Genomic DNA, 23,897 nt, shown 5'->3' on the forward strand with positions numbered 1-23,897 from the left:
TTGATATTTATAAGATGTCAAAAGGTGGGAGTAGATGAATAAGCCAGTAAAAAAACAGCAACCAAAGAAAGTCATCCCAAACTTTGAATATGCAAGAAGATTAAATGGGAAGAAGGTCAAGATATTCTTAAGAAATGGGGAAGTTTTAGATGCTGAAGTTACAGGAGTCTCTAATTATGAAATAATGGTAAAAGTTGGAGACAGGAACTTATTAGTATTTAAACATGCTATTGACTACATAGAATACTAAATACTAACTTCCCCATTCTTTTTTTCTCTTTTATTTATTATGTATAAATTTATAAAAATAAATATAAACTATTTTAGTTAAGTTTAAATTTTGGGAGGTTATTATATTATTTTTTGCAAGTAGATTAAGGGGGATATTATATGCCAAAGATGGTTTTATTACCAAGAATGACAATGGCTTTAGGAGGATATATTAGAGAAACTACCTTTCCTTATGAAGAGGATGATGAAGTAAAGCCCTTCCCATACAGAAATGTTATAGTTGGGAATCCAACAGATGAACCGATAAAGATAGAAGTTCCTGCTTATAATGAAGGTTGGATAGAGAGGCATAAAAAGTTAGGATTAATTGTTGTTCCTGTTAATGAGGATGATGACTTTGTTGGATTGTTTCAAATGGTCAAAGAGAAGGTAAAAAATGCTAAAAGGGAATAAAATATGATAAAGGGAATTTTGTTTGATTTAGACGATACCTTATATAATTCATCAGAATTTGTAGAGATTGCAAGAAGAGAAGCAGTTAAATCAATGATAGATGCTGGTTTAAATATAGATTTTGAAGAAGCAATGAACATATTAAACAAAATCATTAAGGACAAAGGTTCAAATTATGGAAAGCATTTTGATGATTTAGTTAAAGCTGTTTTAGGAAAATATGACCCAAAAATAATAACTACTGGAATAATAACCTACCATAACGTTAAAGTAGCATTATTAAGGCCTTATCCACACACAATAAAGACATTAATGGAACTTAAGGCAATGGGATTAAAGTTGGGGGTTATAACTGATGGATTAACTATAAAGCAATGGGAAAAGCTTATTAGATTAGGAATTCATCCATTCTTTGATGATGTTATAACCTCAGAGGAATTTGGTTTAGGAAAGCCTCACTTAGAGTTTTTTAAATATGGATTAAAGAGAATGGGTTTAAAAGCAGAAGAAACAGTATATGTTGGAGATAGGGTTGATAAGGATATAAAACCAGCTAAAGAGTTGGGGATGATAACAGTTAGGATATTGAAGGGCAAATATAAAGACATGGAAGATGATGAATATAGCGATTACACAATAAACTCCCTTCAAGAGCTTGTAGATATTGTTAAAAATTTAAAAAAGGATTAAAATATAAAATTTTTTGGGGATAACAATGTTTAAGGAATTTAAAGCACTGTTGTCATTTTTTACAAGGATTCCAATCTATGTAGAAGATTTTGATTTTGAAAACATTGCCAACTATTTTTATCTGATTATTTTAATTGGATATGTGTTTGGAATTTTTAGTTTGATATTAGGTTATATTTTTAGTTTTTTGCTCCCCAATTTTTTATCTGCTGTTTTAATTTTGTTTTTTATTGAATATTTAAACGGATTCCACCATATAGATGGTTTAATTGACTTTGGAGATGGGTGGATGGCTGTTGGAGATAAGAGAAAGAAATTAATGGCTATGAAAGATAGATATATTGGCTGTGGAGGAGTAGTTTTTGCAATATTTTTTAATTTAATGGCAGTCATATCATTATCTTATATTTTAGACATTAATATCCTATATCTATTGGTTGGAGAGGTTTGTGCAAAGCTTGGAATGCTAAGCTGTTCAACCTTTGGAAATCCTTTAATTGAAGGAACTGGGAGATACTTTGTTAAAAAGGCAGATGAAAAATTTTTAACAATTGGTATTATTTTATCTCTCCCATTACTTTTAATATTCAGTGGGATTGAAAGGAAGATAGTTATTATTGCCATAATAACGACAATAATTACTGGCTTATGTATGGCTAAAATAGCCAAAAGACATTTTGGAGGAGTTAATGGAGATGTTTTAGGAGCTTCAAATGAAATAACAAGAGTTGTTGTTTTATTATCAATTATAGCAAGTATTAAAGTATTTAGTATATATTTATTAGGTTAAAATGATTAGAGGGAGGATTATGAGAAAATTCCTAATACTATCTATGTTAATCTTCACAACTCTATGTGGCTGTGTTGATTTCTCATCCTCTAATTCTAACGGTTATTATCATGATAGTTGGAGTTATAATAATTACACTTCTTTTGTAGATACTCATGAACACTACTACGGAAAGGTTGTTAAGGTTGTAGATGGAGACACTGTTTATGTTGAAGTTAATGGGGAATTATGGAAGATTAGGCTTTTAGGGGTAGATACTCCAGAAATTCACAAGAGAAACAACCCGTATGAATATTATTTATTAAATGGAACACCGATAACAGATACAAAATACTTAAAAGAATGGGGCTATAAAGCTAAGCATTTTGCAGAAAAAGAACTTAAAAATAAAACAGTTATAATTGTCTTTGATAATGAAGCCCCAAAGAAAGATAAATATGGGAGATATTTAGCATACATCTTTATAAATAATAGTAATAATTTAATAAACTTCAATGAAGAGCTTTTAAAGTATGGATATGCAAGGGTTTATATAAGTAATTTTGAGTTAAAGGATGAATTCTTAAATGTTGAGAGGGAAGCTAAAGAAAATAGAGTGGGTTTATGGAATTGGAGCAATAACTAAGGGGAGTTTTATGGAAGGGAGAACTTATGCATTATCATGAACCTTTAATAAAGGTTCATCAAAATGAGTGGGGCTTCACTTCGTTCAGCTCCACTTTATTTATAGCTACAAAAGTAATGGAGTGATTTTTTATGGAAGGAAAAGCCTATGCATTAGCATCTGGGACAATAATAAACGCTATAGCAACAGGTAAGGGTTCAGCTTTTGGATTAGATTTAAAGGTTTATGCCAAAGTTAAACTTATAGATGATGGAAAAAACAAAATAGAGGGTAAAGTTTTAGATAATCCAAACATTAAGCCAAATTTAATAGTAAGATGTGTCAAAAATACTTTAGATTATTTTGGGCTGAATTACTCTGCCTATGTTGAAACAAAGACAGAAATTCCTATAAAATCTGGATTGAGTAGTAGTTCAGCCACTTCTAACGCAGTTGTTTTGGCAACATTTGATGCATTAGGGGAAAAAATAGATGATGAGCTAATATTAAATTTAGGGATAAAATCAAGTTTTGATGAAAAATTAACTGTTACTGGAGCTTATGATGATGCTACTGCATCATACTATGGGGGAATAACAATAACTGACAATATAGAAAGAAAAATTTTAAAAAGAGATAAGATGAGAGATGATTTAAACGTCTTAATATTAATTCCAAATTTAGAAAAGAATGTTGATGTAAATAGAATGAAGCTAATAAAGGATTATGTTGAAATTGCCTTTAATGAGGCTATAAATGGAAACTATTTCAAAGCTTTATTTTTAAATGGAATTCTTTATGCATCAGCTTTAAACTTTCCAACAAACATAGCAATAGACGCATTAGATGCTGGGGCAATAACAGCCGGTTTATCTGGAACAGGTCCAAGTTATATAGCCATGGTTGAAGATGAAAATGTTGAAAAGGTAAAAGAAAAATTAAATAGGTATGGAAAGGTTATTTTAACTAAACCAAACAATGATGGAGCTTCTATTTACTAATTTTAATTTTTTATTTTTTATGAAATTTATCATGATTTTTAATGACAAATTATAAATACTAAAATTGTAATAATGTAGTAATAAAATCTACAAAAAATTAGCACTAAAGTAGTTATTATAAGTTATTAATATTACGGTGGTGTTATGAAAATCACATTTTATATGTGGGCATCTTATTGCTCAATATTAAAAAAGGCGTTGGATGAGCTTAAAAAAGAAGGAGTAGATGTTGAATATAAAATATATTCTAACAGAAATCCAATTGATGATGAGTTTTTAGAGGATGCAAAAGATTATGATTTAGTTTTTATTTATAGAACATCATCAGATGATATTGATTTAGAGAAGATAAAGAAGTTCAATGAAAACGTTATAGTTGTTGCCCAAGACCCAAACTTTTGGAATTCTGAAAAATCTGCTAAATGTTATTTATTTATAACTTATGGAGGTTTAGATAACTTCAAAAATATGGTTTTATATCTAATGGGTAAAGATAAAGATGTTGTAAAGCATCCATTCCAAGGTATCTATTATAGAGGCAAAATTTATGAAGAATTAGAAGAATTTTTAAAAGACGTTGAGTTTAATAAAAAATATACGGTGGGGATTTTATTCTCAAGGCATTATTTAGTTAATGATGATATGGATGTTATTGAGAAGCTATTAAATAGATTGGACAAAGAATTCAATGTAATTCCAGTATTTTCCTATGGAGCTAAGTGTGAGGATTTAAATGCCTTAGGTAGTGGAGAGAGTGTTTTAAAATACTTCCTTAAAGATGATAAGCCAATAATAGACGCCTTAATCAATCTACTGTCATTTCCATTGGGAACTGTAAAAGATAAGGCTAATTTAAACAAAATCTCTGGAGTAGAGATACTTAAAAAGTTAGATGTGCCAGTATTTCATCCAATAATGAGTTATTATAAAAGCTATGAGGATTGGAAAAAAGATGAGCAAGGTTTATCTGCAGATATTGGTTGGACTATAGCCTTGCCAGAGTTTGAAGGGGTTATAGAACCGATTATCATTGGAACTACTGAAAATGAGAACGGCTTAGAGAAGAAGTTTGGTATTGAGGAAAGGATAGACAAAGTTGTTAGAAGAATAAAGAGATGGATTGAGCTAAAATACAAACCTAAGAAAGATAGAAAGGTTATATTTATATTGCATAACAATGCATGTGCATCTGTTGAGGCAACTGTGGGAAGTGCTGCCCATTTAGACAGCTTTCAAAGTGTTATAAACATAATGAAGAAGTTGAAGGAAGAGGGCTACTATGTAGAAAATATTCCAGAAAATGGAGAGGAGTTAGCTCAGCTAATTATGCAGAAGAAGGCAATTTCAGAGTTTAGATGGACTACCGTAAATGAGATTATAGCTAAAGGAGGATATCTATACTTAATGGATGAAGAAGAGTATTATGAATACTTCAACACACTGCCAGAGAATGTAAAAAATAAAATTTTAGAAACATGGGGAGATTTAAATGGTAAAGACATCCCAGCAGGAATGATTTATAAAGTTAATGGAAAAAATAAGATAGTTATAACTGGTTTAAAGTTTGGGAATGTCTATGTTTGTGTTCAACCAAAAAGAGGATGTGCTGGGGCAAGATGTGATGGAAGAGTTTGTAAGATATTACACGACCCTTATTGCCCACCAACTCATCAATATATAGCATCATATAAATATTTTAATGACATTGCTGACATAATAATCCACGTTGGTACTCATGGAACTTTGGAATTTTTACCTGGAAAAAACGTTGGTTTATCTAACGAATGCTATCCAGACATCTGTATTGGAGATATTCCTCATCTCTATATTTATAATTCAGATAATCCACCAGAGGGAACTATAGCAAAGAGAAGAAGCTATGCAACTATTATTGATCACATGCAAACAGTTATGGTTGATGCATTTTATGAAGAGTTGGAGACATTAGATAGCTATATAGAGGAGTATTTAAAGGAGATGGATGCTTCAAGAAGGCATCAGTTAGAGCATTTGATAGTTGAGGAAGTTAAAAAAACCAATTTATTGAAAATTAAAGAAAAAATTGAGAAGATTGAAAAAGAAGGGAAAATCCATGAGAACTTTAAAGAGATATTTGATGAGCTAAGAGATATCTTAGAGATGATAAAGAACTCGAAGTGCAATGATGGAATGCATATCTTTGGAGAACTTCCAAGTGGAGAGAAGAGAGTTGAGTTTATAAAGAGTATTTTAGAGGCGATATTCATCCAGAATAATACTATGAATAGTAAAAGGAGAGGCATTGCCGAGCGAAGCGAGGCAATGCATCCGGGGTATCCCAATAGGGGGCTTCCCCCTATGGAGTTTGAGTATAAAGATAAAAACCTAAAGAAGAAAGTTTCAGATGTATTAAATGGAAAGAGTATAGAAGATAAAAAATTAGAGGAGAAGATTAAGGATATCAATGAGAGAATTGAAAAATCAGATGAGATTGGCTCTTTGTTGAGAGGCATTGATGCCAAATATATAGAGCCAGGGCCTTCTGGGCTGATAACAAGAGGAAACTATGATATCTTACCAACAGGAAGGAACTTTTACTCATTAGACCCATACCGAATTCCTACGAAATCTGCTTATAGAGTAGGGGTTTTATTAGCTGAAAAATTAATTAATAGATATTTAGAGGAGGAGGGAAGGTATCCTGAAAACATAGCTCTATATTGGATGGCATCTGATATAATGTGGGCTGATGGGGAAGGAATGGGGATGATTTTATATCTATTGGGTGTTAAGCCAGTTTATAGAGGAGGGAGAGTTGTTGGCTTAGAAGTTATTCCATTGGAGGAGTTGGGAAGACCAAGGATTGATGTAACCATTAGAGTTAGTGGAATAACAAGGGATATGTTCCCAAACTGCATAGAGCTTGTTGATGAGGCAATAATGAAAGTTGCTAACTTAGATGAGCCATTGGAGATGAACTTTGTAAAGAAGCATGTTGTTGAGAACTTAAATAAAGGCCTATCATTTAGAGAATCAACATTTAGAATCTTCTGCTCTCCTCCTGGCACTTATGGAAATGGTGTTAAATATGCAGTGTATGCAAGTGCATGGGAAAATGATGAAGATTTAAAAGATGCATTTATCTACTGGAACTCCTATGCCTATGGAAAGGATGTCTATGGAAAGAAGGCGATTAATGCATTTGAAAATATATTAAAGACAGTTGATTTAACATTTAATAAAGTTGTTACAGATGAGTATGATTTATTTGGATGTTGTTGCTACTTTGGAACGCATGGAGGTTTAACAAATGCCGCAAGGGTTTTAAAAGGAGAAGAGGTTAAGGCATATTATGGAGATACAAGAAATCCAAACAATGTTGAAGTAAGAACTTTAAAAGAAGAAATTGAGAGAGTTAGCTTAACAAAACTCTTAAATCCAAAGTGGATTGAGGGAATGAAGAGGCATGGCTACAAAGGAGCTGGAGATATAGCCAAGAGAATTGGCAGAGTTTATGGCTGGAGTGCTACAACAAAAGAGGTTGAGAATTGGATATTTGATGAGATATTTAATACGTTCGTGAAAAATGAAGAGAATAGAAAGTTCTTTAAGGAACACAACATCTATGCCTTAGAAGAGATTGCAAGGAGATTGTTGGAGGCTTATCAAAGAGGATTGTGGAAAACAACTGAAGGGAATATAGAGGAGCTAAAAAGGGCTTATTTAGAGATTGAGGGAGATATTGAAGAAACCTATAGTAGTATAGCAGATATTGGTGAATTCCAAGGAGGTAGTGTAGATATTGACATGATTTGGAAGGAAAAGCTTATGAGTAATGGGAGATAAATTGGACTATTTTTATTTTTGTAAAATTTTTACCTTTTATATAACTTTAAAAAATTAAATTACTTATTTATAATATTTTAGCTGGATAATATTTTCACAATTTGTATTATTATCAATAATTTCCATAGCCAAAATTAAAAATTGTAAAGATAGAAAATTTATATAAGCATGACAAGCATAAGAATTTTTATAAAGTTCTACGGTGGGACTATGAGGAAATTTTTAATATTTTTAATATTTTTGAGTGTTTTAGGATGTGGCATAACCATTAGCGGATGCATTGGAGGAAAGAATGTTGAAGAGATTCAAAATATGCAAGAACAGGTAGTGCAACAACAACAAAATGAAAACCAGGAAGAATATCAAAATGAAGATGAAGGGGTTGATTACAATTCAATAAGGGATGTCCAGCCAATAGGAACTGCAAAAGAAGCTGATGAGAAAATTAGACCAATATTAAATGAAGTGTTTGGAGAAGTTAAATTAATGGAATATGTTTCAACAGGAAAGCAAAATGAAGGAGAGTCTATTGTATTGACTTATGTTCCAAAGAGAAAAATAACCACTAATGATTTTGAAAAGCTGAATGAGGCAATAAAAAAATCTGGATATTTTGAAAGTAGTGGAGGAATAGCAGGAGGAGGGCAATCTGGAGAAGGAATGGTGTTATGGTATGTTTCAAAAGACAATAAATCTGCAATACAAATAATTTTATATCCAGATACAAATGAAATCGTTGTTGGATACTACAAAGGTAAGATATACTCTTCACAATAAAATTCATCCTTTTTATAAAAATTTACGTATATATAGGTGATATTTATGGGAAAAACTTCACTCGGTTTAGATGAAAATATTGAAGGAGCGTTATGTTATCTATTTGGAGTAATAACTGGAATATTGTTCTATATATTAGAAAAGGAAAGTAAATTTGTTAAATTTCATGCAGTTCAATCCATAATACTATTCGGAGGACTTTGGGTTTTATCAATAATATTGGCATTTATACCCTATGGATGGATGCTAAGTGGTCTGGTAAATTTGGCAGCTTTTATTTTGTGGATTGTGTGTATGTATAAGGCATACAAAGGAGAGAAGTTTAAGCTTCCAGTAATTGGAGATATAGCAGAGCAGTATTCACAATAATTTTTAACTTTTGTCTATTTTTATGGATTTCTATAGAAATTTAAAAAATTAAACCGTTTTTTATAAATATCTTTTATGCAGTTATATAGTGTTTTTCAAACTTCTTAAATAACTAAGGTATTAATGAACTCCTTCTTTGGAAGGCGTTCAAATCTTTATCAATAAATTTTATTAATTTTGAAAAACACTATAATTTTTAGTTAAGATTAAATGTAGGGGATAACATGGGAGTGCAGTTTGGTGATTTTATTCCAAAAAATATTATCTCCTTTGAAGATTTAAAAGGGAAAAAAGTAGCTATTGATGGAATGAATGCATTATATCAGTTTTTAACATCTATACGTTTGAGAGATGGTTCTCCATTGAGAAATAGAAAAGGAGAGATAACCTCAGCATATAACGGAGTTTTTTATAAAACCATACATTTGTTAGAGAATGATATAACTCCAATCTGGGTTTTTGATGGTGAGCCACCAAAGTTAAAGGAGAAAACAAGGAAAGTTAGGAGAGAGATGAAAGAGAAAGCTGAACTTAAGATGAAAGAGGCAATTAAAAAGGAGGATTTTGAAGAAGCTGCTAAGTATGCAAAGAGGGTTAGCTATCTAACTCCGAAAATGGTTGAAAACTGCAAATATTTGTTAAGTTTGATGGGCATTCCGTATGTTGAAGCTCCCTCTGAGGGAGAGGCACAAGCAAGCTATATGGCAAAGAAGGGAGATGTTTGGGCAGTTGTAAGTCAAGATTATGATGCCTTGTTATATGGAGCTCCGAGAGTTGTTAGAAATTTAACAACTACAAAGGAGATGCCAGAACTTATTGAATTAAATGAGGTTTTAGAGGATTTAAGAATTTCTTTGGATGATTTGATAGATATAGCCATATTTATGGGAACTGACTATAATCCAGGAGGAGTTAAAGGAATAGGATTTAAAAGGGCTTATGAATTGGTTAGAAGTGGTGTAGCTAAGGATGTTTTGAAAAAAGAGGTTGAATACTACGATGAGATTAAGAGGATATTTAAAGAGCCAAAGGTTACCGATAACTATTCATTAAGCCTAAAATTGCCAGATAAAGAGGGAATTATAAAATTCTTAGTTGATGAAAATGACTTTAATTATGATAGGGTTAAAAAGCATGTTGATAAACTCTATAACTTAATTGCAAACAAAACTAAGCAAAAAACATTAGATGCATGGTTTAAATAATTTATATAATTTTGTGGGATGTCTATGAGAAAAATTTACCTCATCTCTGATACGCATTTTAACCATGCAAATATTATAAAATACTGCAATAGACCTTTTTCAAATGTTGAGGAGATGAATAAAACTCTAATAAAAAATTGGAATAATGTGGTTAGGGATAAGGATATTGTTTATTTTTTAGGGGACTTGATTTTAAGCAAAAATAAGGCAAAGAAAGCAAGAGAACTTTTAGAGTTGTTAAATGGGGAGATTGTTTTTATAAGAGGAAATCATGACAAGTTTGGTGAGAAGTTTAGAGTTATTGAATATAACGGCTATAAATTCATGCTAATTCATAATCCAGACAGCTCTTATACTTTAAACTTCGATGGTTGGATAATTCATGGGCATCATCACGCAAACCATTTAGATGAATATCCATTTATTAATCCCAAAAGGAAGAGTATTAATGTTTCTGTAGAAGTTATTAATTATAAACCAGTTAGCTTAGATTTAATCGTAAAATTGATAGAAAAAGGAAAAGTCGTTAGAACAATAAATGATTTGTAAAAGTATTTAATAAATTTAAGTTTTTAGTTTTTATTATTTTATTTTTAGTTTTTAATAGAAAATTTTATAATTCAGGTGATATTATGGAAAAACCAGTTATATGTAGAATAAAAGAAATAATAGAAGAAAGCCCAACAGTAAAAACATTTGTAGTAGATAAAGATTTTGATTTTAAGCCGGGACAGTTTGCAATGCTTTGGCTTCCGGGAGTTGATGAAAAACCATTTGGATTTTCTTCTAAAAATAGTTTTAGTGTTGCAAGAGTTGGAGAATTTACCAAAAAAATGCATGAACTAAAAGAAGGAGATATAATAGGAGTTAGAGGGCCTTATGGAACATATTTTGAGCCAATAGGAGATAAGGTTTTGGCAGTTGCTGGAGGTATTGGAGCTGCACCAATTATAACAGCAGTTGAAGAATTTTCAAAGCAGGGAATTGAAATAACAACCATATTAGGGGCGAGAACTAAAGAAGAGTTATTATTTTTGGATAGATTTGAAAAAGTTAGCAGATTAGAGATTTGCACAGATGATGGTAGTTTTGGATTTAAAGGTTTTACAACTGAAAAAATGAAAGAAGTCCTTAAAGAAGAGAAATTTGATTTAATTATAACTTGTGGGCCAGAAATAATGATGAAAAAGGTTGTAGAAATAGCAAATGAATATAATATTCCAGTTCAGGTTTCAATGGAGAGGTATATGAAGTGTGGTATAGGTATTTGTGGGCAGTGTTGTGTAGATGATGAGGGACTTTGTGTTTGTAAGGATGGGCCAGTATTTTGGGGAGATAAGTTGAAATTTATTAGAGAATTTGGGAAGTATAAGAGAGATGCAAGCGGTAAGAAGATTTATTATTAACATTATAAGGTATTGATATTTAGTTTTGATCAACCTTTTCTAAAAAGGTTGTTCGGGGAGTATATAGAGATGCGAGTGGAAAATTGTTAAATTTTAAATAAAATAGCTACAAGGGATTAATATGATAAAATTTGGAGAAGCAGTTTTGGGAAATGAAATTAAGGCAATAGTTAATGTTGCATTAGGGAAAGGAGAGTTAATTGAGAATACCTTTACAAATGCTTTAACAAGAGGAAATTGTGTTTTTGCCAATTTAAGACCTAATTTAATAGTTAAACCATTAACCTTAGTTGTTCCAAGGCATAATATAGAGAGTGAGATACAGGATGAGCTATTTCAGGGAGTTATTCAGTATGCAGTTGCCAAGGCAGTTGCTGATTTAGATTTAGATGAAGATTTAAAGGTTGTTGTCTCTGTTAATGTCCCAGAGGTTCCAATAACCAATTTAAATAAAAGAAAACTCTTCCAATACTTCTATGCCTCAGCAAAGTTAGCTATAAACAGAGCTTTAAATGAATATCCTTCAAAAGAGAAGGTAAAGAAAGAGAAATATAGAGCTTTGCATCCATTAGTTGGATTTAGGGATGTTAGATTGGAGTATCCTCCATATCTACAAATTGCTTTGGATGTCCCAACTATGGAGAATTTGGAATTTTTGTTACAAACAATTCCAAATAGCGACCACATCATCTTAGAGGCTGGAACACCACTAATTAAAAAGTTTGGTTTAGAGGTTATTGAAATAATGAGAGAATATTTTGATGGCTTTATTGTTGCTGATTTAAAAACCTTAGACACTGGAAGGGTTGAGGTAAGATTGGCATTTGAAGCAACAGCTAATGCAGTGGCAATAAGTGGAGTAGCACCAAAATCAACAATAATTAAAGCTATCCACGAATGTCAAAAATGTGGTTTAATCAGCTATTTGGATATGATGAACGTCTCTGAACCTCAAAAATTATATGATTCATTAAAATTAAAGCCAGATGTTGTTATCTTGCATAGAGGGATTGATGAGGAGACATTTGGAATTAAAAAGGAATGGAAATTTAAGGAAAACTGCTTATTAGCAATTGCTGGAGGAGTTGGTGTGGAGAATGTTGAAGAGCTTTTAAAAGAATATCAAATATTAATCGTTGGTAGAGCAATTACAAAATCAAAAGACCCAGGAAGAGTAATTAGGATGTTTATAAACAAGATGGGTTATGATATAGACACTTATAGGCTTTATTTTGATGAGGATGAGGATATAGGGGAGGAATTATGAATCTGGATGCATGGTTAGATATACAGCCAGCAAAAAAACTTTACACAATAAAAGAGGCATCAAGAATATTAACAAAAAAGTTTGGTAAGGAAATTAAAGAGCATAATATTTCATATTTAGTGCAGTATGGAAGAGTCAATAAGTATAAAATCAAAAATAGGGTTTATGTAGATATTGATGAGGTTGAAAACTATTATAAAAAATTATTTTTTGAAAAAAGAAAAGAATGGGAAGAAAAATTGGGATTTAAATTGGATTGGGATTTAGCATTTGATTTGTTATCTGAGAAGGAGAGAACTAAACATGTTCATGGAATTCACCCATACAAAGGAAAGTTTATTCCACAATTGGTAGAGTATTTTTTAAAGAGGCATTTTAACGTTGGAGATATTATAATAGACCCGTTTATGGGTTCTGGAACAACATTAGTGCAATGTATGGAGATGGGCATTAATTCTATTGGCATTGATATATCACCATTTAACTGTTTAATTGCTGAAGTTAAATTGCAGAAATATGATATTCAAAAATTAAAGAAAATTTTATTAGATATGCTAAATAAAACAAAGGAATTTTCAAAAAATTTAGGAGATGATGAATTTGTTAAAGAAATGGATAAATTAATTGAGAAATACAACAAAAAATACTTTACCTTAGAATATAAAAGAAAATTATCAAAAAAAGAAATTGATGAAGATAGCTATTCCGAAAAAATCATGGAAATGTTTTATTTAGAGTATAAAAAACTTAAGGAAAAATACTGCAAAAATGATGATGAGTTTGATGACATTTTTAAAGATAAGCCATTTTTATATAAGTGGTATTCTCCAAGAATTAGGGCAGAATTAAACTTTTATTTAAATTTAATTAAAGACTGCAGAGATGAAACAATAAAAAAAGTGGCAATGATAATTTTGAGTAGAACGGCAAGGTCTGTTAGAGGAACTACTCATTTTGATTTAGCCACACTAAAAGAGCCAGTTTTTGACCCATACTATTGCTATAAGCATAAAAAAATTTGCAGACCAGTTCAAACAATTTTAAGACACTTAGAAGAATATACAAATGATGTAATTAGTAGAATAGAAGAATTTTCAAAGATTAGGAAAGATGCATATTATTTAATCATTAATGGAGATTCAAGGACTGTTGATATTGAAGAAGAACTAAAAAAACACCCAAACTTTTATGAACTTTATAAAAACAAAAAAATTGATGGTATTTTTACATCTCCTCCTTATTTAGGGCAGATTGATTATCATGAGCAGCATGCCTATGCTTATGAGCTTTTTGACATTCCAAGATTGGATGAGTTGGAGATAGGACCTAAATTTAAAGGTAGTTCAAAAAAAGCACAAAAAGAGTATATTGAAGGCATATCCGATGTTTTAATCAACATGAAAAGATTTTTAAATGAAGACGCAAAGATTTTCATTGTAGTTAATGATAAAAAGAACCTATATAAAGAGATTTTTGAGAAAAGTGGGCTTATTTTAGTTAGAGAGTTTAAAAGACCGGTCTTAAATAGAACAGAAAGAGATAGAAACCCATACTATGAAAGCATCTTTGAATTAAAAATGGAGGAATAGCTATGCCACTAAGTAAAAATGTTATAGAAAAAATTAGCATTGAGACAATAAGAGTATTAAAATCAAGATTTGATACAATATCAGATGAAGACATAAAAATAAGAAACATGCCATTCCATATGGCTTTTTTAAGGGCTTTTTATGGGAAGATTGGGATAAACGATGATACTGAAGCATTAAAGTTTTTAACTTTATCACAGTGGTTTCATGGATTAAGCACAACATTGGGGCAGAGCTACTTTGAAAATATTGCTCATATTTTATCTAACGGTGAAAAAAGGACATTTAAAAACTATAAAATTAAAAGAAGTGTTAGAGACAAAATATCGGAGATTATAAATGATTTAAAAAGTGGAGAAAGATTGCCAAATGTGGAAAAAGAAAATAAAGAATTAAGAGAAGCTACTTCAAAAAATTCTGAATATGTAAATGGGTTAGAATTTACTGCAGATGTTTATTTTGAAGATAAAGATAAAGTTGTAATGATTGAGTTAAAAACTGTTAGACCTAATGCTGGAGAAATGAGAGGAGAAAAACAAAAAATTCTTTATGGAAAAGCCTATATGATGGAAACAAAACCAAATAAAAAAGTTTATTATTTTATTGGCTTTCCCTATGACCCTACTGAAAATCCAGAAAATCCTTGTGGATATGATAAAGATAGATTCATGAGTAGTTTAATAGAATTTTCCAAGTATTTTGATAAAAGAGAGGTTTTAATTGCAGAAGAATTGTGGAGTTTTTTATCTGGAGAAGAAAATACTATGAAAAAAATATTGGATATTATTAATTCAATAGCAAAACCTGATTTTAAAGAAAAGTTTGATTTTATAAATACATTTCCATTCATTAATCAAGATAGATTATACACCAAAGATGCTATTGATGAACAAAAATTCAAAAAATATATGGATATCCTTCAAGAATGGAGACTTTATTCTGAAATTGAATGTGCAAAAGCTGTAAAAGAGCTGAGTTTATTAAAATTATCTTCAAGAGATAGAAGAACTTTTGAAAGATTGATTAATAACTCAATGTTTAGTAATAACAACAAGTATAATGAAAATAGGAAGATGAAAATATTAGAATTATACAATAAATATATGCAAAAATAGGGATTAGCCATGTATGATTTTGCCATTATCGGCTCTGGAGTGGCTGGAGCCACCTTAGCCAAGGAATTGAGATATAGGTATAAAGTGGCAGTAATAGAAAAGGGAAAAAAGCCAAGTTATGCTTCAGAAGGAAAGAATGTAGAAATAAATTATGTCTATGGCTTGGGAGGGAGTGGAGTTTATTCCTTGGGAAATGCCATAAAAACAGAAATTAAGGGCTACAAAATAGACAAAGATATCTATAAAGAAATTTGGGAAGAATTAAAAATTAAAGCTCCAAAAGATGATTTTTTAAATGATATTGATAAAGCCTTTATTGAACTTGGCTTTGAAAAGATGGAGAAGTTTATAGATTTTGATAGATGCAATAAATGTGGAGAGTGTGCAAGAAAGATATGCAAAGCTAAATGGACGCCTTTAAATTATCTAAAAGAATCAAATGCAAATATAATCACTGAATTTAACATAAAAGCAATAAATTATAGCAATTATTACGAAATCTTAGATGATAAAGGTAGAAAGATTAAAGCTAAAAATCTCATAATCTCTGCTGGAGGCATTAATTCTCCAAGAATTCTAAAAAAAATGATTGACGATGAGAATATTGGAAAAAACTTATTTATAGATACCTTTGTTACTGTTGGTGGGATTTTAGAAGATAGCTATCTAAATAAAGACATCTCCATGCTTGTTTATAAGAAATACAAAAATTTCATGCTGGCAACTCATTATTCAAAACTACTAATTAACGAAATAAAAAAAGATTATAAGGATGTGAAAGAGAAAGATATTGTGGGGATTATGATAAAGATTAAGGATGAAAACAATGGAGTGGTTTTAGATAACGACGTTAAAAAAGAGATAACTAAGGAAGATTTCAAAACTCTTGCAAGAGGTATATGTAAGGCAACAAAATATTTATACAAGTTGGGTGTTGATGATATATACACAACTATACCAAGGGGTTCTCATCCAGGGGGGAGTTTAAGCTTAGTTGTTGATGAGTTTGAGGTTAGAGAGGGGTTGTATGTTTGCGATGCCTCTTTATTTAAAGAAGCCTTGGGAGTTCCGCCAATAGTTTCAATTATTGCACTATCTAAAAAATTTGTAAGGGAGATTTTATAAACCATAAGCCAGAGATAAATATTTTATTGCAATATTTTTGTAGAGAGGGGTAGCATGGGAATCTTTGATGTCATCTCAGGACTGTTTAAAAAGAAGCCAAAAATTGCCTATGCAAAGTCACAAAGTGTAGATTTGATTGAGTTAAAAAGAAATCCTTACTATATAGTGGCATCAGTTGAGTTAGGAAATACAACAACAAAATCCATCATAACAGCAACAAATATGGATACTGGTAAAACCTACATTGTTAGCAAGCACGTGAAGATGACAAGGGATGTCAGAAAGCCAAAGAAAGGAGAAGAAGTTTTTGGAGAGACACTATGGGGGGTTGAATTAACAAGAGAGGCAGTTGCAGATATGGTTAAAGAGGTTTTGTTGGAGAGTTTAAAAAAAGCTGGACTAACTGTTGATGACTTACACTTTGTTGTTAGAAGTACTGGAGTTACTGCAGGTTTTGCATCTCCAGAAGAAGTTGGAGAGATGATTATTGCCTTAGCTCAAGGATGTATGAAAGCTGGAGTTCCTCCAGCAAAGATGACTCCAGCAATGACTAAGGAACAGATACCAAAGCCGTTTGATAAATATTCTTTTTTAGATAAGATTATATTTGATGGAGCGGTTACTGGAGTTCTGCCTCCTACAGGAAAGGAGGTTGTAGCTAACGAGATGGAAGGAGAGCTTGTAACTGCAGGAATAAAAGTTGGAAGTAAATGGACAGATGTAGATTTCAGAAATCCTTGTATGAGTATTGACTTTGGAACAACCTTGGCTGGTAGAATAACTAATGACACTTTACCTTATGCAAAGGTTATTGGTAATTTATGCGGTTTAGCTGGAGCTATAGCTGATGCAATTGCAAGGGGTTCTGGAAAAATAGATGAGAAGACTGGAGCGGCTTTAGATTTAGCAAATATAAAAGGAAAGCCAAATGAAGAATTAGCTAAGGAATATGCTGAAGAAATGCACAAATATATAATTATTAAAGAAGTCCCAAAAGATGTTGATAGATTTGGAACTGTCCCAGTAGACCCAAAGTCCGCTGAAAAGGCTGGAACTACATTAATTGGATGTGATGTTGGTAAGAATGGTAGTGATTTGATAAAATTGGAAGAATTGGGGAGGGAATTAGTTGAAAAGAGTGATATTCCAACGTTGATGTGCTGTTTAGACTATGTTATGAGTGAAGTTGTTAGAAGGTTGGTAGAGTTAGCTTATAAAAAAGGATTAATTAGTGAAAAGTCAGCTGTAGGAATTACAGGAAGGGCTGGGATTACTGGCAGAAAGCCAGAATTAATTATTGAGAAGCTTAAAACTTTAGAAATTTGGGATAAAGTTGAGGAAAATGTTGTGTTTGTTGAGGATGGCTTAGCTTTAGGTGCTTCAGTTATGGCAAGATGTATGAACTGTTTGGGAACTCCTCAAGTGCCTATTGGAGGAGTTAGGGGAGGAGGGTGTATATTAGGTTTAAGGAGAAAATGGCAAAAAGAAAGGGGTATGATAAGAGATTAAATACCAAAAATTATATTTTTAAATTATGTCTGTAAAAATGTTATATAAATATGGTTTTAGGCGTAAAACCCCTCCCCTTATGTTTAACATTATCTAATTAAGCCATATCTCAAAGTTTATGATAAAATAGCAAAACATTTCGTATTATTCCCCCACAGGATAATATTATTAACTTATCCCCTATATATATTTTTTCATTTTTGAAAAATATGAAAAATTGATGCATATAGGTTACGCAATTTTCAATCTATAAATTTATTTGCGTTTATAAATATATGAATGACGGGATAACATGAAATTAAGACTAAAGGTTCCACAATGGCATTACTCTTTATTAACTGACTATGAGAGATTGGCTATCTTTAAAAACGCCATAGAGAGAGTTGTAGATGAAGATGACGTTGTCTTTGATTTGGGAACAGGTAGTGGAATTTTAGCAATGATTGCTGCAAAGAAAGCAAAAAAAGTTTATGCCATTGAGTTAGACCCTTTTACTTATGATTATGCTAAAGAAAATATAAAAGTTAATGGATTTAATAACATTGAGATTATTGAAGGAGATGCCTCAACTTACAACTTTAAAGAGAAGGCTGATGTGGTTATAGCTGAGCTTTTAGACACTGCTTTAATTATTGAACCACAAGTTAAAGTTATGAATTCAATAATAGAAAGAGGTTTTTTAAAAGAAGATGTTAAAATAATCCCAGCTAAGGCAATATCAACTATACAACTTGTAGAGGCAAAAATGAGCCATATCTATTATGATGAAGATATTAAATCAGAGGAAGTTTCTGAAGAGGTTATTTATGAGGAAGTTGATTTTCATAAGACAAATCCTATTGAAGTAAGCTATAATATAGAGTTAGAGCTTGAAAAAAGCTGTGAAAACTTAGGAATAAAGCTGAGAACCTATACAATATTGGATGATAAACATGTAGCTGGACAAACATCAATGCTGAATCCTCCATTGGTAATTCCATTAAATAAAAAGGTAGATAAGGGAAGAGTTAAGATAAATTTATCATACAGAAGAGGAGGAGATTTAGAGAGCATAAAAGTAAATTTGGGATAACCATGATAAGTGAAGTGGTTGTAACAACAAGAAAAAATAATAGAGACAATAAAGCCCCAATTGGTGTTTATTTTAAAGATAAAAAAGTTATTATGCATCTTTTTTCTGGCTCTCATACTTATGAAAATCTTTTAACTGAAGATTATTTTTCAGTTAATGTGGTTCCACCAATTGAGATAGCAAAGGCAGTTTTAGATGATGAGGATGATTATCTTTATTATAATGACATTCCTTATCTAAAAAGCTCTTATTATGCTATATTTTACAAAGTTATCGAAAGAAAGTTTGTTGATAGGGAAGATAAATTTGGAAAAAACAGATTGATGATTTTAGAGGGAGAGGAAATAAAGAGGATATATTTAAACAACATCCCAAAGCCATACAATAGGGCAGACGGCTTATTGGTGGAGATAGCAGTTATCTACTCAAGATTAGCCAACAAAAATATAAAAATTAATGAAGATGACAAAAAAGAGATGATAAATGACATTAGAAAATATTTCTCAATAATTAAAAAAGTTGGAGGTAGAGAACATAAACAATTAGCTGAAATTATGCTAAGAAATTTAAATTTACTTTAAATCCATTAGTCTCCAGATTTCTTTTAATGTATCAATATCAACCTGCCCAGGGGCAGAACTTTTCCCTTTATATGAAGCAAACGTTAATATTGAGCCAAAATAAACCCCTAAGATTCTTGTTAGTTTCCCTTTCTCGCCCATTCCAATACCAATAATCTTTCCAGGATATTTATTTATCACTTCTAAGATATTGAGGACATCTTCTTTACTATTTGCCATTGTTGCAAATTTTGCTATATCTCCAATGCTAAGAGCTTTTTCAACAATCTCTACCAATTTTTCCTTAGAAGGAGTTTTTTCAAAATCATGATAAGAAATTATAATTTTTGTTTTTGAACCAATTTCATCTCTAAATTTTACAAGTTCTTTATTTTTCTCCTCTCTCAATTCAATATCAACAAATTTGGCATTGCATTCAATTGCCTTTTTTATTAAGTTTAATCTTTCCTCATTATTTCCCTTCCAATAACCACCCTCCCAATCTGCTCTAACAGTTATTATGCAAGGATACTTAGCAAATTTCTCTATATCTTCTTCACTAACTTCTTTAAGCATATCTATCCTAAATTCAACAATATCTGCTATTTCTAAATACTTTTCAGCTGTTTTTATTGCTTTTTCTACACTATCTTCAACTACTGGCAAACATATCATATTCTCTCCCCTTAAAAGTTTTATTTAATTAAAAATTAAAAAGCAAAATATTTTAAATTTAATGCAATATAAAATTAAGCTAAAAAATAGAAAATTTATTCTTCCTCTTCTGAACTCATAACTTTATAGAAATCGCCATATTCAACCTGGCTCTCTCTACTCATCAACTTGTCGATGGATTTCTTCATAATCATTGCATACAAGTCAATTAAATCCCTATACTTAACCTCTGGCAATCCGGTATAGACAAATAGAACTTTCTTAAATCCCCCTCTTGTAGCGTTATCTACTAAGTATGTAGCTAAAGCTTCAGTTAATGGCTCAACTGGTGGATACCCTTTTCCTAAAGGAACTCTCTTCTTATAGAATCTCTTTCCATATTTAAGCCCAATAACCTGTGAAAATCTGAAATGCATTATATAATCTGATATTTTATCCATTCTTCTGAAAATCTTTAGCCACCAATCAACATCTGCCTTTTCAGCTGCTTCATCTAAATCATCCTTCTCATAAACTCCCAATTCATTTAAGAATATGTTTTCTAACTGTAATGATGGAATAATTTTTATATCTTCCTCTTTAGCCGCTTTTATTAACTCTTCAAGCTCATCTAATGTTCCAAACTCTCCAATATTTGTTGCTGGCTCTGGAGAGTAAATCATCTCATTATTAACTTCACTGAATTTTTTTAAGACTTCTAAGTGGTAGTTTAAATCATCCCCCACTCTTTTTCCAAGATGGTAGTTGTATATCTCAGCTCCACATAGTGTAGCTTTTTCTATGGCTGAAAGATGACCTTTCAATCCCTTCTCTGATGATAAGCTATAATAAGGCCCATGAGCTAAGATTGATGTGAAATACTCCCCACCTAACTTTTTATAACTCTCATAGTATCCGGATGGCAATCTTCTTGATAACACTGCTGGTGGAATTTCTGTAATTCTTGTCCCCAATAATGCTGCCTGTTTTAATGTTGATAAAGCGTTATAAGTTCCCCACTCGAAGAGTATCATTTTCTCACCTTGATTTTTTCTTATACAGTAAATAATATAAGCACTGACTATATATAAACTTTGTCAATTAAAAATCTATGGTGACTGGAATGATAATTAAAAAAATTAAAGAATTAACAAAGGAAGAAGAGGAGAAAATAATTAATAGGAATAAAGCAAACTTTGAGGAAATATTGCCAACAGTAATGGAGATTTTGAAGGATGTTAAAGAAAAAGGGGATGAAGCATTAAAATATTATACAAAAAAGTTCGATGGTGTAGAAATAGAAGATTTTAAAGTTACAGATGAGGAGATAGAAGAAGCTTATAACTCAGTTGATTATAAAGTTGTTGAAGCTATTGAGAGAGCTAAGGAAAACATTTATTTCTTCCATAAAAAGCAGATGGAGCAAATAAAAGATTTAAATGTTGAAAATAATGGAATAATTTTAGGACAGGTTGTTAGAGCAATAGAAAAAGTTGGATGCTATGTTCCTGGAGGAAGGGCATTTTATCCTTCAACTGTTTTAATGACAACAATTCCTGCAAAGGTTGCTGGATGTGAAGAGATATATATAACCTCCCCACCTACAAAAGATGGGAAAGGAAATCCAGCTACCTTAATAGCAGGAGATATTGTTGGAGTTTCAGCTATTTATAAGGTTGGAGGAGTTCAAGCTATAGGGGCATTAGCCTATGGAACAGAGACTATCCCAAAGGTTGATATTATTGTAGGGCCTGGGAATATATATGTAACAACAGCTAAAAAGATGGTTTATGGAGAAGTTGCCATAGATTTCTTAGCAGGTCCTTCAGAGGTTTTAATTATTGCTGATGAAACAGCTAATGCAGAGTTTGTTGCCTTAGATTTTATTGCCCAAGCTGAACACGACCCTAACGCCTCTTGTGTAATAACAACAACATCTGAAAAGAAGGCAGAGGAGATTAAAAACAAGATATTTGAAGAGATAGAAAAAGCTGAAAGAAAGGAGATTATTTTAAAAGCCTTAGAAAACTCTGCCATATTAATTGGTGATTTAGAAGAGTGTATTGAATTCTCAAATAAATATGCCCCAGAACATCTTGAAATATTAACTAAAAATCCAGAGGAAGTTTTAAATAAAATTAAACATGCTGGAAGTGTATTTTTAGGAGAGTATAGCCCAGTTCCTGTTGGAGATTATGCTTCTGGAACTAATCATGTTCTGCCAACTTCACAGTTTGCGAGAATGAGTTCTGGTTTGAATGTAGAGACATTTTTAAAGAAAATAACATATCAAAAATTGGATAAGGAAAGCTTAAAAAATATTGCTGATATTGTTATCACATTAGCTGAAGCTGAAGGTTTGTTTGGGCATGCTGAAGCTGTTAGAAGAAGATTAAAATAATTTTTATGTGATGGTTATGACAGCACTAACCTTATTAATTTTATTTTTTGGATTAGCATTTATTTTAGTTGGTTTTGGATTGATACTGGGATATTTAATATTTAGTAGAAAGAATAAGACTGTAAATGGAACAGCCAATAGAACAGTTGTAGTTGAGAGAGATAGTAGCAATTTATTAGGAACTGCTGCAGCTGTTGCTGGTGGAGTTATAGCTGGAGAGTTGATAACTGATGCAATAGAAGATGTGATAAATAATAACGAAAATAACGAAGCTGATGGGTATAATTCTGAAGGAATAGAAACAACAATAGAAGACACAATAGAAGAAATTGACAAGGGAGTAGATAATGTAATTGAGGACATAACTGATGAAATAGATAACATTACCAATGATATAGGCGATAGCTTCTTTTAAATTTTAAATAATATTATTTTTGATGATTTTCATCAATATTAAATAAATTTAATGTGAGAACATGGAAATTGGAATCAGCATAGAGGCAGAAAATAAAGTAGGAGTTTTGCACAAACTTACGGGAATTCTTTCTGAATTGGGAGGGAATATAACCTATACTCAACAATTCATTAAAGATGATGGTAAAATTGGATTTATTTATATGGAAGTTGAAGGGATTAAAGATATTGAGGAGCTAAAGAGAAGAATGGAGAGTTGTGAGTGTGTAAAGAGCTTTGAAATTCACAGCTCATTAAAAAAGATTTATGGTAAGAGAGTTATTATTATTGGTGGAGGGGCACAAGTTGCTGAAGTTGCGAGAGGGGCGATAAGTGAGGCAGACAGGCATAATATAAGAGGGGAGAGAATTAGCGTAGATACTCTTCCAATAGTTGGTGAAGAAAATTTATATGAGGCTGTTAAAGCTGTAGCAACTCTTCCACGAGTAGGAATTTTAGTTTTAGCTGGCTCTTTAATGGGAGGGAAGATAACTGAAGCAGTTAAAGAATTAAAGGAAAAGACTGGCATTCCCGTGATAAGCTTAAAGATGTTTGGCTCTGTTCCTAAGGTTGCTGATTTGGTTGTTGGAGACCCATTGCAGGCAGGGGTTTTAGCTGTTATGGCTATTGCTGAAACAGCAAAATTTGATATAAATAAGGTTAAAGGTAGGGTGCTATAAAGATAATTTAATAATTTTTGATGAAACCGAAGCGTTAGCTTTGGGTTATGAAACTCCATGATTTTCATTTAATTTTTTCCTATTAATTTTCTCCTAAAAAGTTTCTTTAACATAAATAAGG

The 23,897-nt window shown here is 31.4% G+C and carries 24 protein-coding genes; 22 read left to right on the top strand and 2 right to left on the bottom strand.

Going from position 1 to position 23,897, the window contains the following annotated elements; all coding sequences use genetic code 11:
- Nucleotides 1-34: 34 nt before the first annotated feature.
- The 19 genes from MJ_RS07680 to MJ_RS07770 all read left to right on the top strand — a co-directional run bounded on the left by MJ_RS07680 (nt 35) and on the right by MJ_RS07770 (nt 19,609).
- Entirely contained in the window at nt 35-250 is a 216-nt protein-coding gene (locus tag MJ_RS07680) for an RNA chaperone Hfq (protein WP_010870953.1), read from the top strand.
- A gap of 140 nt (nt 251-390) precedes the next feature.
- Nucleotides 391-684 carry an energy-converting hydrogenase B subunit P gene (locus tag MJ_RS07685; RefSeq protein ID WP_010870954.1) on the top strand — a complete coding sequence of 98 codons (294 nt, stop codon included), beginning with the start codon at nt 391-393 and terminating at the stop codon, nt 682-684.
- Between the two features lie 3 nt (nt 685-687).
- Nucleotides 688-1,374 carry a TIGR02253 family HAD-type hydrolase gene (locus tag MJ_RS07690; RefSeq protein WP_010870955.1) on the top strand — a complete coding sequence of 229 codons (687 nt, stop codon included), beginning with the start codon at nt 688-690 and terminating at the stop codon, nt 1,372-1,374.
- Between the two features lie 25 nt (nt 1,375-1,399).
- Entirely contained in the window at nt 1,400-2,164 is a 765-nt protein-coding gene (cobS, locus tag MJ_RS07695) for an adenosylcobinamide-GDP ribazoletransferase (RefSeq protein WP_064496830.1), read from the top strand.
- Between the two features lie 19 nt (nt 2,165-2,183).
- Entirely contained in the window at nt 2,184-2,789 is a 606-nt protein-coding gene (ecnA, locus tag MJ_RS07700; protein ID WP_244409410.1) for a calcium-activated nuclease EcnA, read from the top strand.
- A 131-nt stretch (nt 2,790-2,920) separates the two neighbouring features.
- Nucleotides 2,921-3,769: a shikimate kinase gene (locus tag MJ_RS07705; protein WP_010870958.1), complete on the top strand. Its 849-nt coding sequence runs from the start codon at nt 2,921-2,923 to the stop codon at nt 3,767-3,769.
- Between the two features lie 144 nt (nt 3,770-3,913).
- Complete coding sequence (gene cobN / locus MJ_RS07710; protein WP_010870959.1) at nt 3,914-7,594, top strand: cobaltochelatase subunit CobN; 3,681 nt, start codon at nt 3,914-3,916, stop codon at nt 7,592-7,594.
- Between the two features lie 210 nt (nt 7,595-7,804).
- The gene (locus MJ_RS07715; RefSeq protein WP_064496831.1) at nt 7,805-8,371 is read left to right on the top strand and encodes a hypothetical protein; all 567 of its coding nucleotides are present in this window, start codon (nt 7,805-7,807) and stop codon (nt 8,369-8,371) included.
- A gap of 45 nt (nt 8,372-8,416) precedes the next feature.
- Nucleotides 8,417-8,740: a DUF4870 domain-containing protein gene (locus tag MJ_RS07720; RefSeq protein ID WP_064496832.1), complete on the top strand. Its 324-nt coding sequence runs from the start codon at nt 8,417-8,419 to the stop codon at nt 8,738-8,740.
- Between the two features lie 224 nt (nt 8,741-8,964).
- Complete coding sequence (gene fen, locus MJ_RS07725) at nt 8,965-9,945, top strand: flap endonuclease-1 (RefSeq protein ID WP_010870964.1); 981 nt, start codon at nt 8,965-8,967, stop codon at nt 9,943-9,945.
- A 24-nt stretch (nt 9,946-9,969) separates the two neighbouring features.
- Nucleotides 9,970-10,494 carry a metallophosphoesterase gene (locus MJ_RS07730; RefSeq protein ID WP_244409412.1) on the top strand — a complete coding sequence of 175 codons (525 nt, stop codon included), beginning with the start codon at nt 9,970-9,972 and terminating at the stop codon, nt 10,492-10,494.
- An 83-nt stretch (nt 10,495-10,577) separates the two neighbouring features.
- Nucleotides 10,578-11,351, top strand: coding sequence for a dihydroorotate dehydrogenase electron transfer subunit (locus tag MJ_RS07735; protein ID WP_010870966.1), 774 nt, complete (start codon nt 10,578-10,580; stop codon nt 11,349-11,351).
- A gap of 121 nt (nt 11,352-11,472) precedes the next feature.
- On the top strand, nt 11,473-12,618 hold the full coding sequence (locus tag MJ_RS07740; protein ID WP_010870967.1) for a bifunctional 5,6,7,8-tetrahydromethanopterin hydro-lyase/3-hexulose-6-phosphate synthase: 1,146 nt from the start codon (nt 11,473-11,475) through the stop codon (nt 12,616-12,618).
- On the top strand, nt 12,615-14,207 hold the full coding sequence (locus tag MJ_RS07745; protein ID WP_010870968.1) for a DNA methyltransferase: 1,593 nt from the start codon (nt 12,615-12,617) through the stop codon (nt 14,205-14,207). The genes MJ_RS07740 and MJ_RS07745 overlap by 4 nt, the downstream gene beginning before the upstream one ends.
- 2 nt (nt 14,208-14,209) lie before the next feature.
- Nucleotides 14,210-15,322 (top strand): TdeIII family type II restriction endonuclease, encoded by a 1,113-nt coding sequence (locus MJ_RS07750; RefSeq protein WP_010870969.1) that lies wholly within the window; start codon nt 14,210-14,212, stop codon nt 15,320-15,322.
- Nucleotides 15,323-15,331: 9 nt separating this feature from the next.
- The gene (locus tag MJ_RS07755; RefSeq protein WP_010870970.1) at nt 15,332-16,447 is read left to right on the top strand and encodes a GMC family oxidoreductase; all 1,116 of its coding nucleotides are present in this window, start codon (nt 15,332-15,334) and stop codon (nt 16,445-16,447) included.
- 54 nt (nt 16,448-16,501) lie between these two features.
- Nucleotides 16,502-17,956, top strand: a complete 1,455-nt coding sequence (locus MJ_RS07760) for a methanogenesis marker 14 protein (protein WP_010870971.1) — start codon at nt 16,502-16,504, stop codon at nt 17,954-17,956.
- 292 nt (nt 17,957-18,248) lie between these two features.
- A complete protein-coding gene (locus MJ_RS07765) occupies nt 18,249-19,028 on the top strand; it encodes a 50S ribosomal protein L11 methyltransferase (protein WP_010870972.1) in 780 nt (259 codons plus the stop codon).
- A 2-nt stretch (nt 19,029-19,030) separates the two neighbouring features.
- Nucleotides 19,031-19,609: a DUF447 domain-containing protein gene (locus MJ_RS07770; RefSeq protein WP_010870973.1), complete on the top strand. Its 579-nt coding sequence runs from the start codon at nt 19,031-19,033 to the stop codon at nt 19,607-19,609.
- Here MJ_RS07770 and aroD read toward each other — a convergent pair.
- Both aroD and MJ_RS07780 read right to left on the bottom strand, forming a co-directional pair.
- Entirely contained in the window at nt 19,601-20,263 is a 663-nt protein-coding gene (aroD, locus tag MJ_RS07775) for a type I 3-dehydroquinate dehydratase (RefSeq protein ID WP_010870974.1), read from the bottom strand. The genes MJ_RS07770 and aroD overlap by 9 nt on opposite strands.
- A 95-nt stretch (nt 20,264-20,358) precedes the next feature.
- Nucleotides 20,359-21,276, bottom strand: coding sequence for an apurinic/apyrimidinic endonuclease family protein (locus MJ_RS07780; RefSeq protein WP_010870975.1), 918 nt, complete (start codon nt 21,274-21,276; stop codon nt 20,359-20,361).
- 89 nt (nt 21,277-21,365) lie between these two features.
- Here MJ_RS07780 and hisD point away from each other — a divergent pair, with 89 nt between their 5' ends.
- From hisD to MJ_RS07795, 3 genes are all read left to right on the top strand, one after another.
- On the top strand, nt 21,366-22,643 hold the full coding sequence (hisD, locus tag MJ_RS07785) for a histidinol dehydrogenase (protein ID WP_064496833.1): 1,278 nt from the start codon (nt 21,366-21,368) through the stop codon (nt 22,641-22,643).
- 16 nt (nt 22,644-22,659) lie between these two features.
- Entirely contained in the window at nt 22,660-23,058 is a 399-nt protein-coding gene (locus MJ_RS07790; RefSeq protein ID WP_244409414.1) for a hypothetical protein, read from the top strand.
- Between the two features lie 61 nt (nt 23,059-23,119).
- On the top strand, nt 23,120-23,776 hold the full coding sequence (locus MJ_RS07795; protein WP_010870978.1) for a DUF5612 domain-containing protein: 657 nt from the start codon (nt 23,120-23,122) through the stop codon (nt 23,774-23,776).
- Nucleotides 23,777-23,897: the final 121 nt, after the last annotated feature.

It is taken from the genome of Methanocaldococcus jannaschii DSM 2661 (assembly GCF_000091665.1).
Lineage (GTDB): Archaea > AGJL01 > Methanococci > Methanococcales > Methanocaldococcaceae > Methanocaldococcus > Methanocaldococcus jannaschii.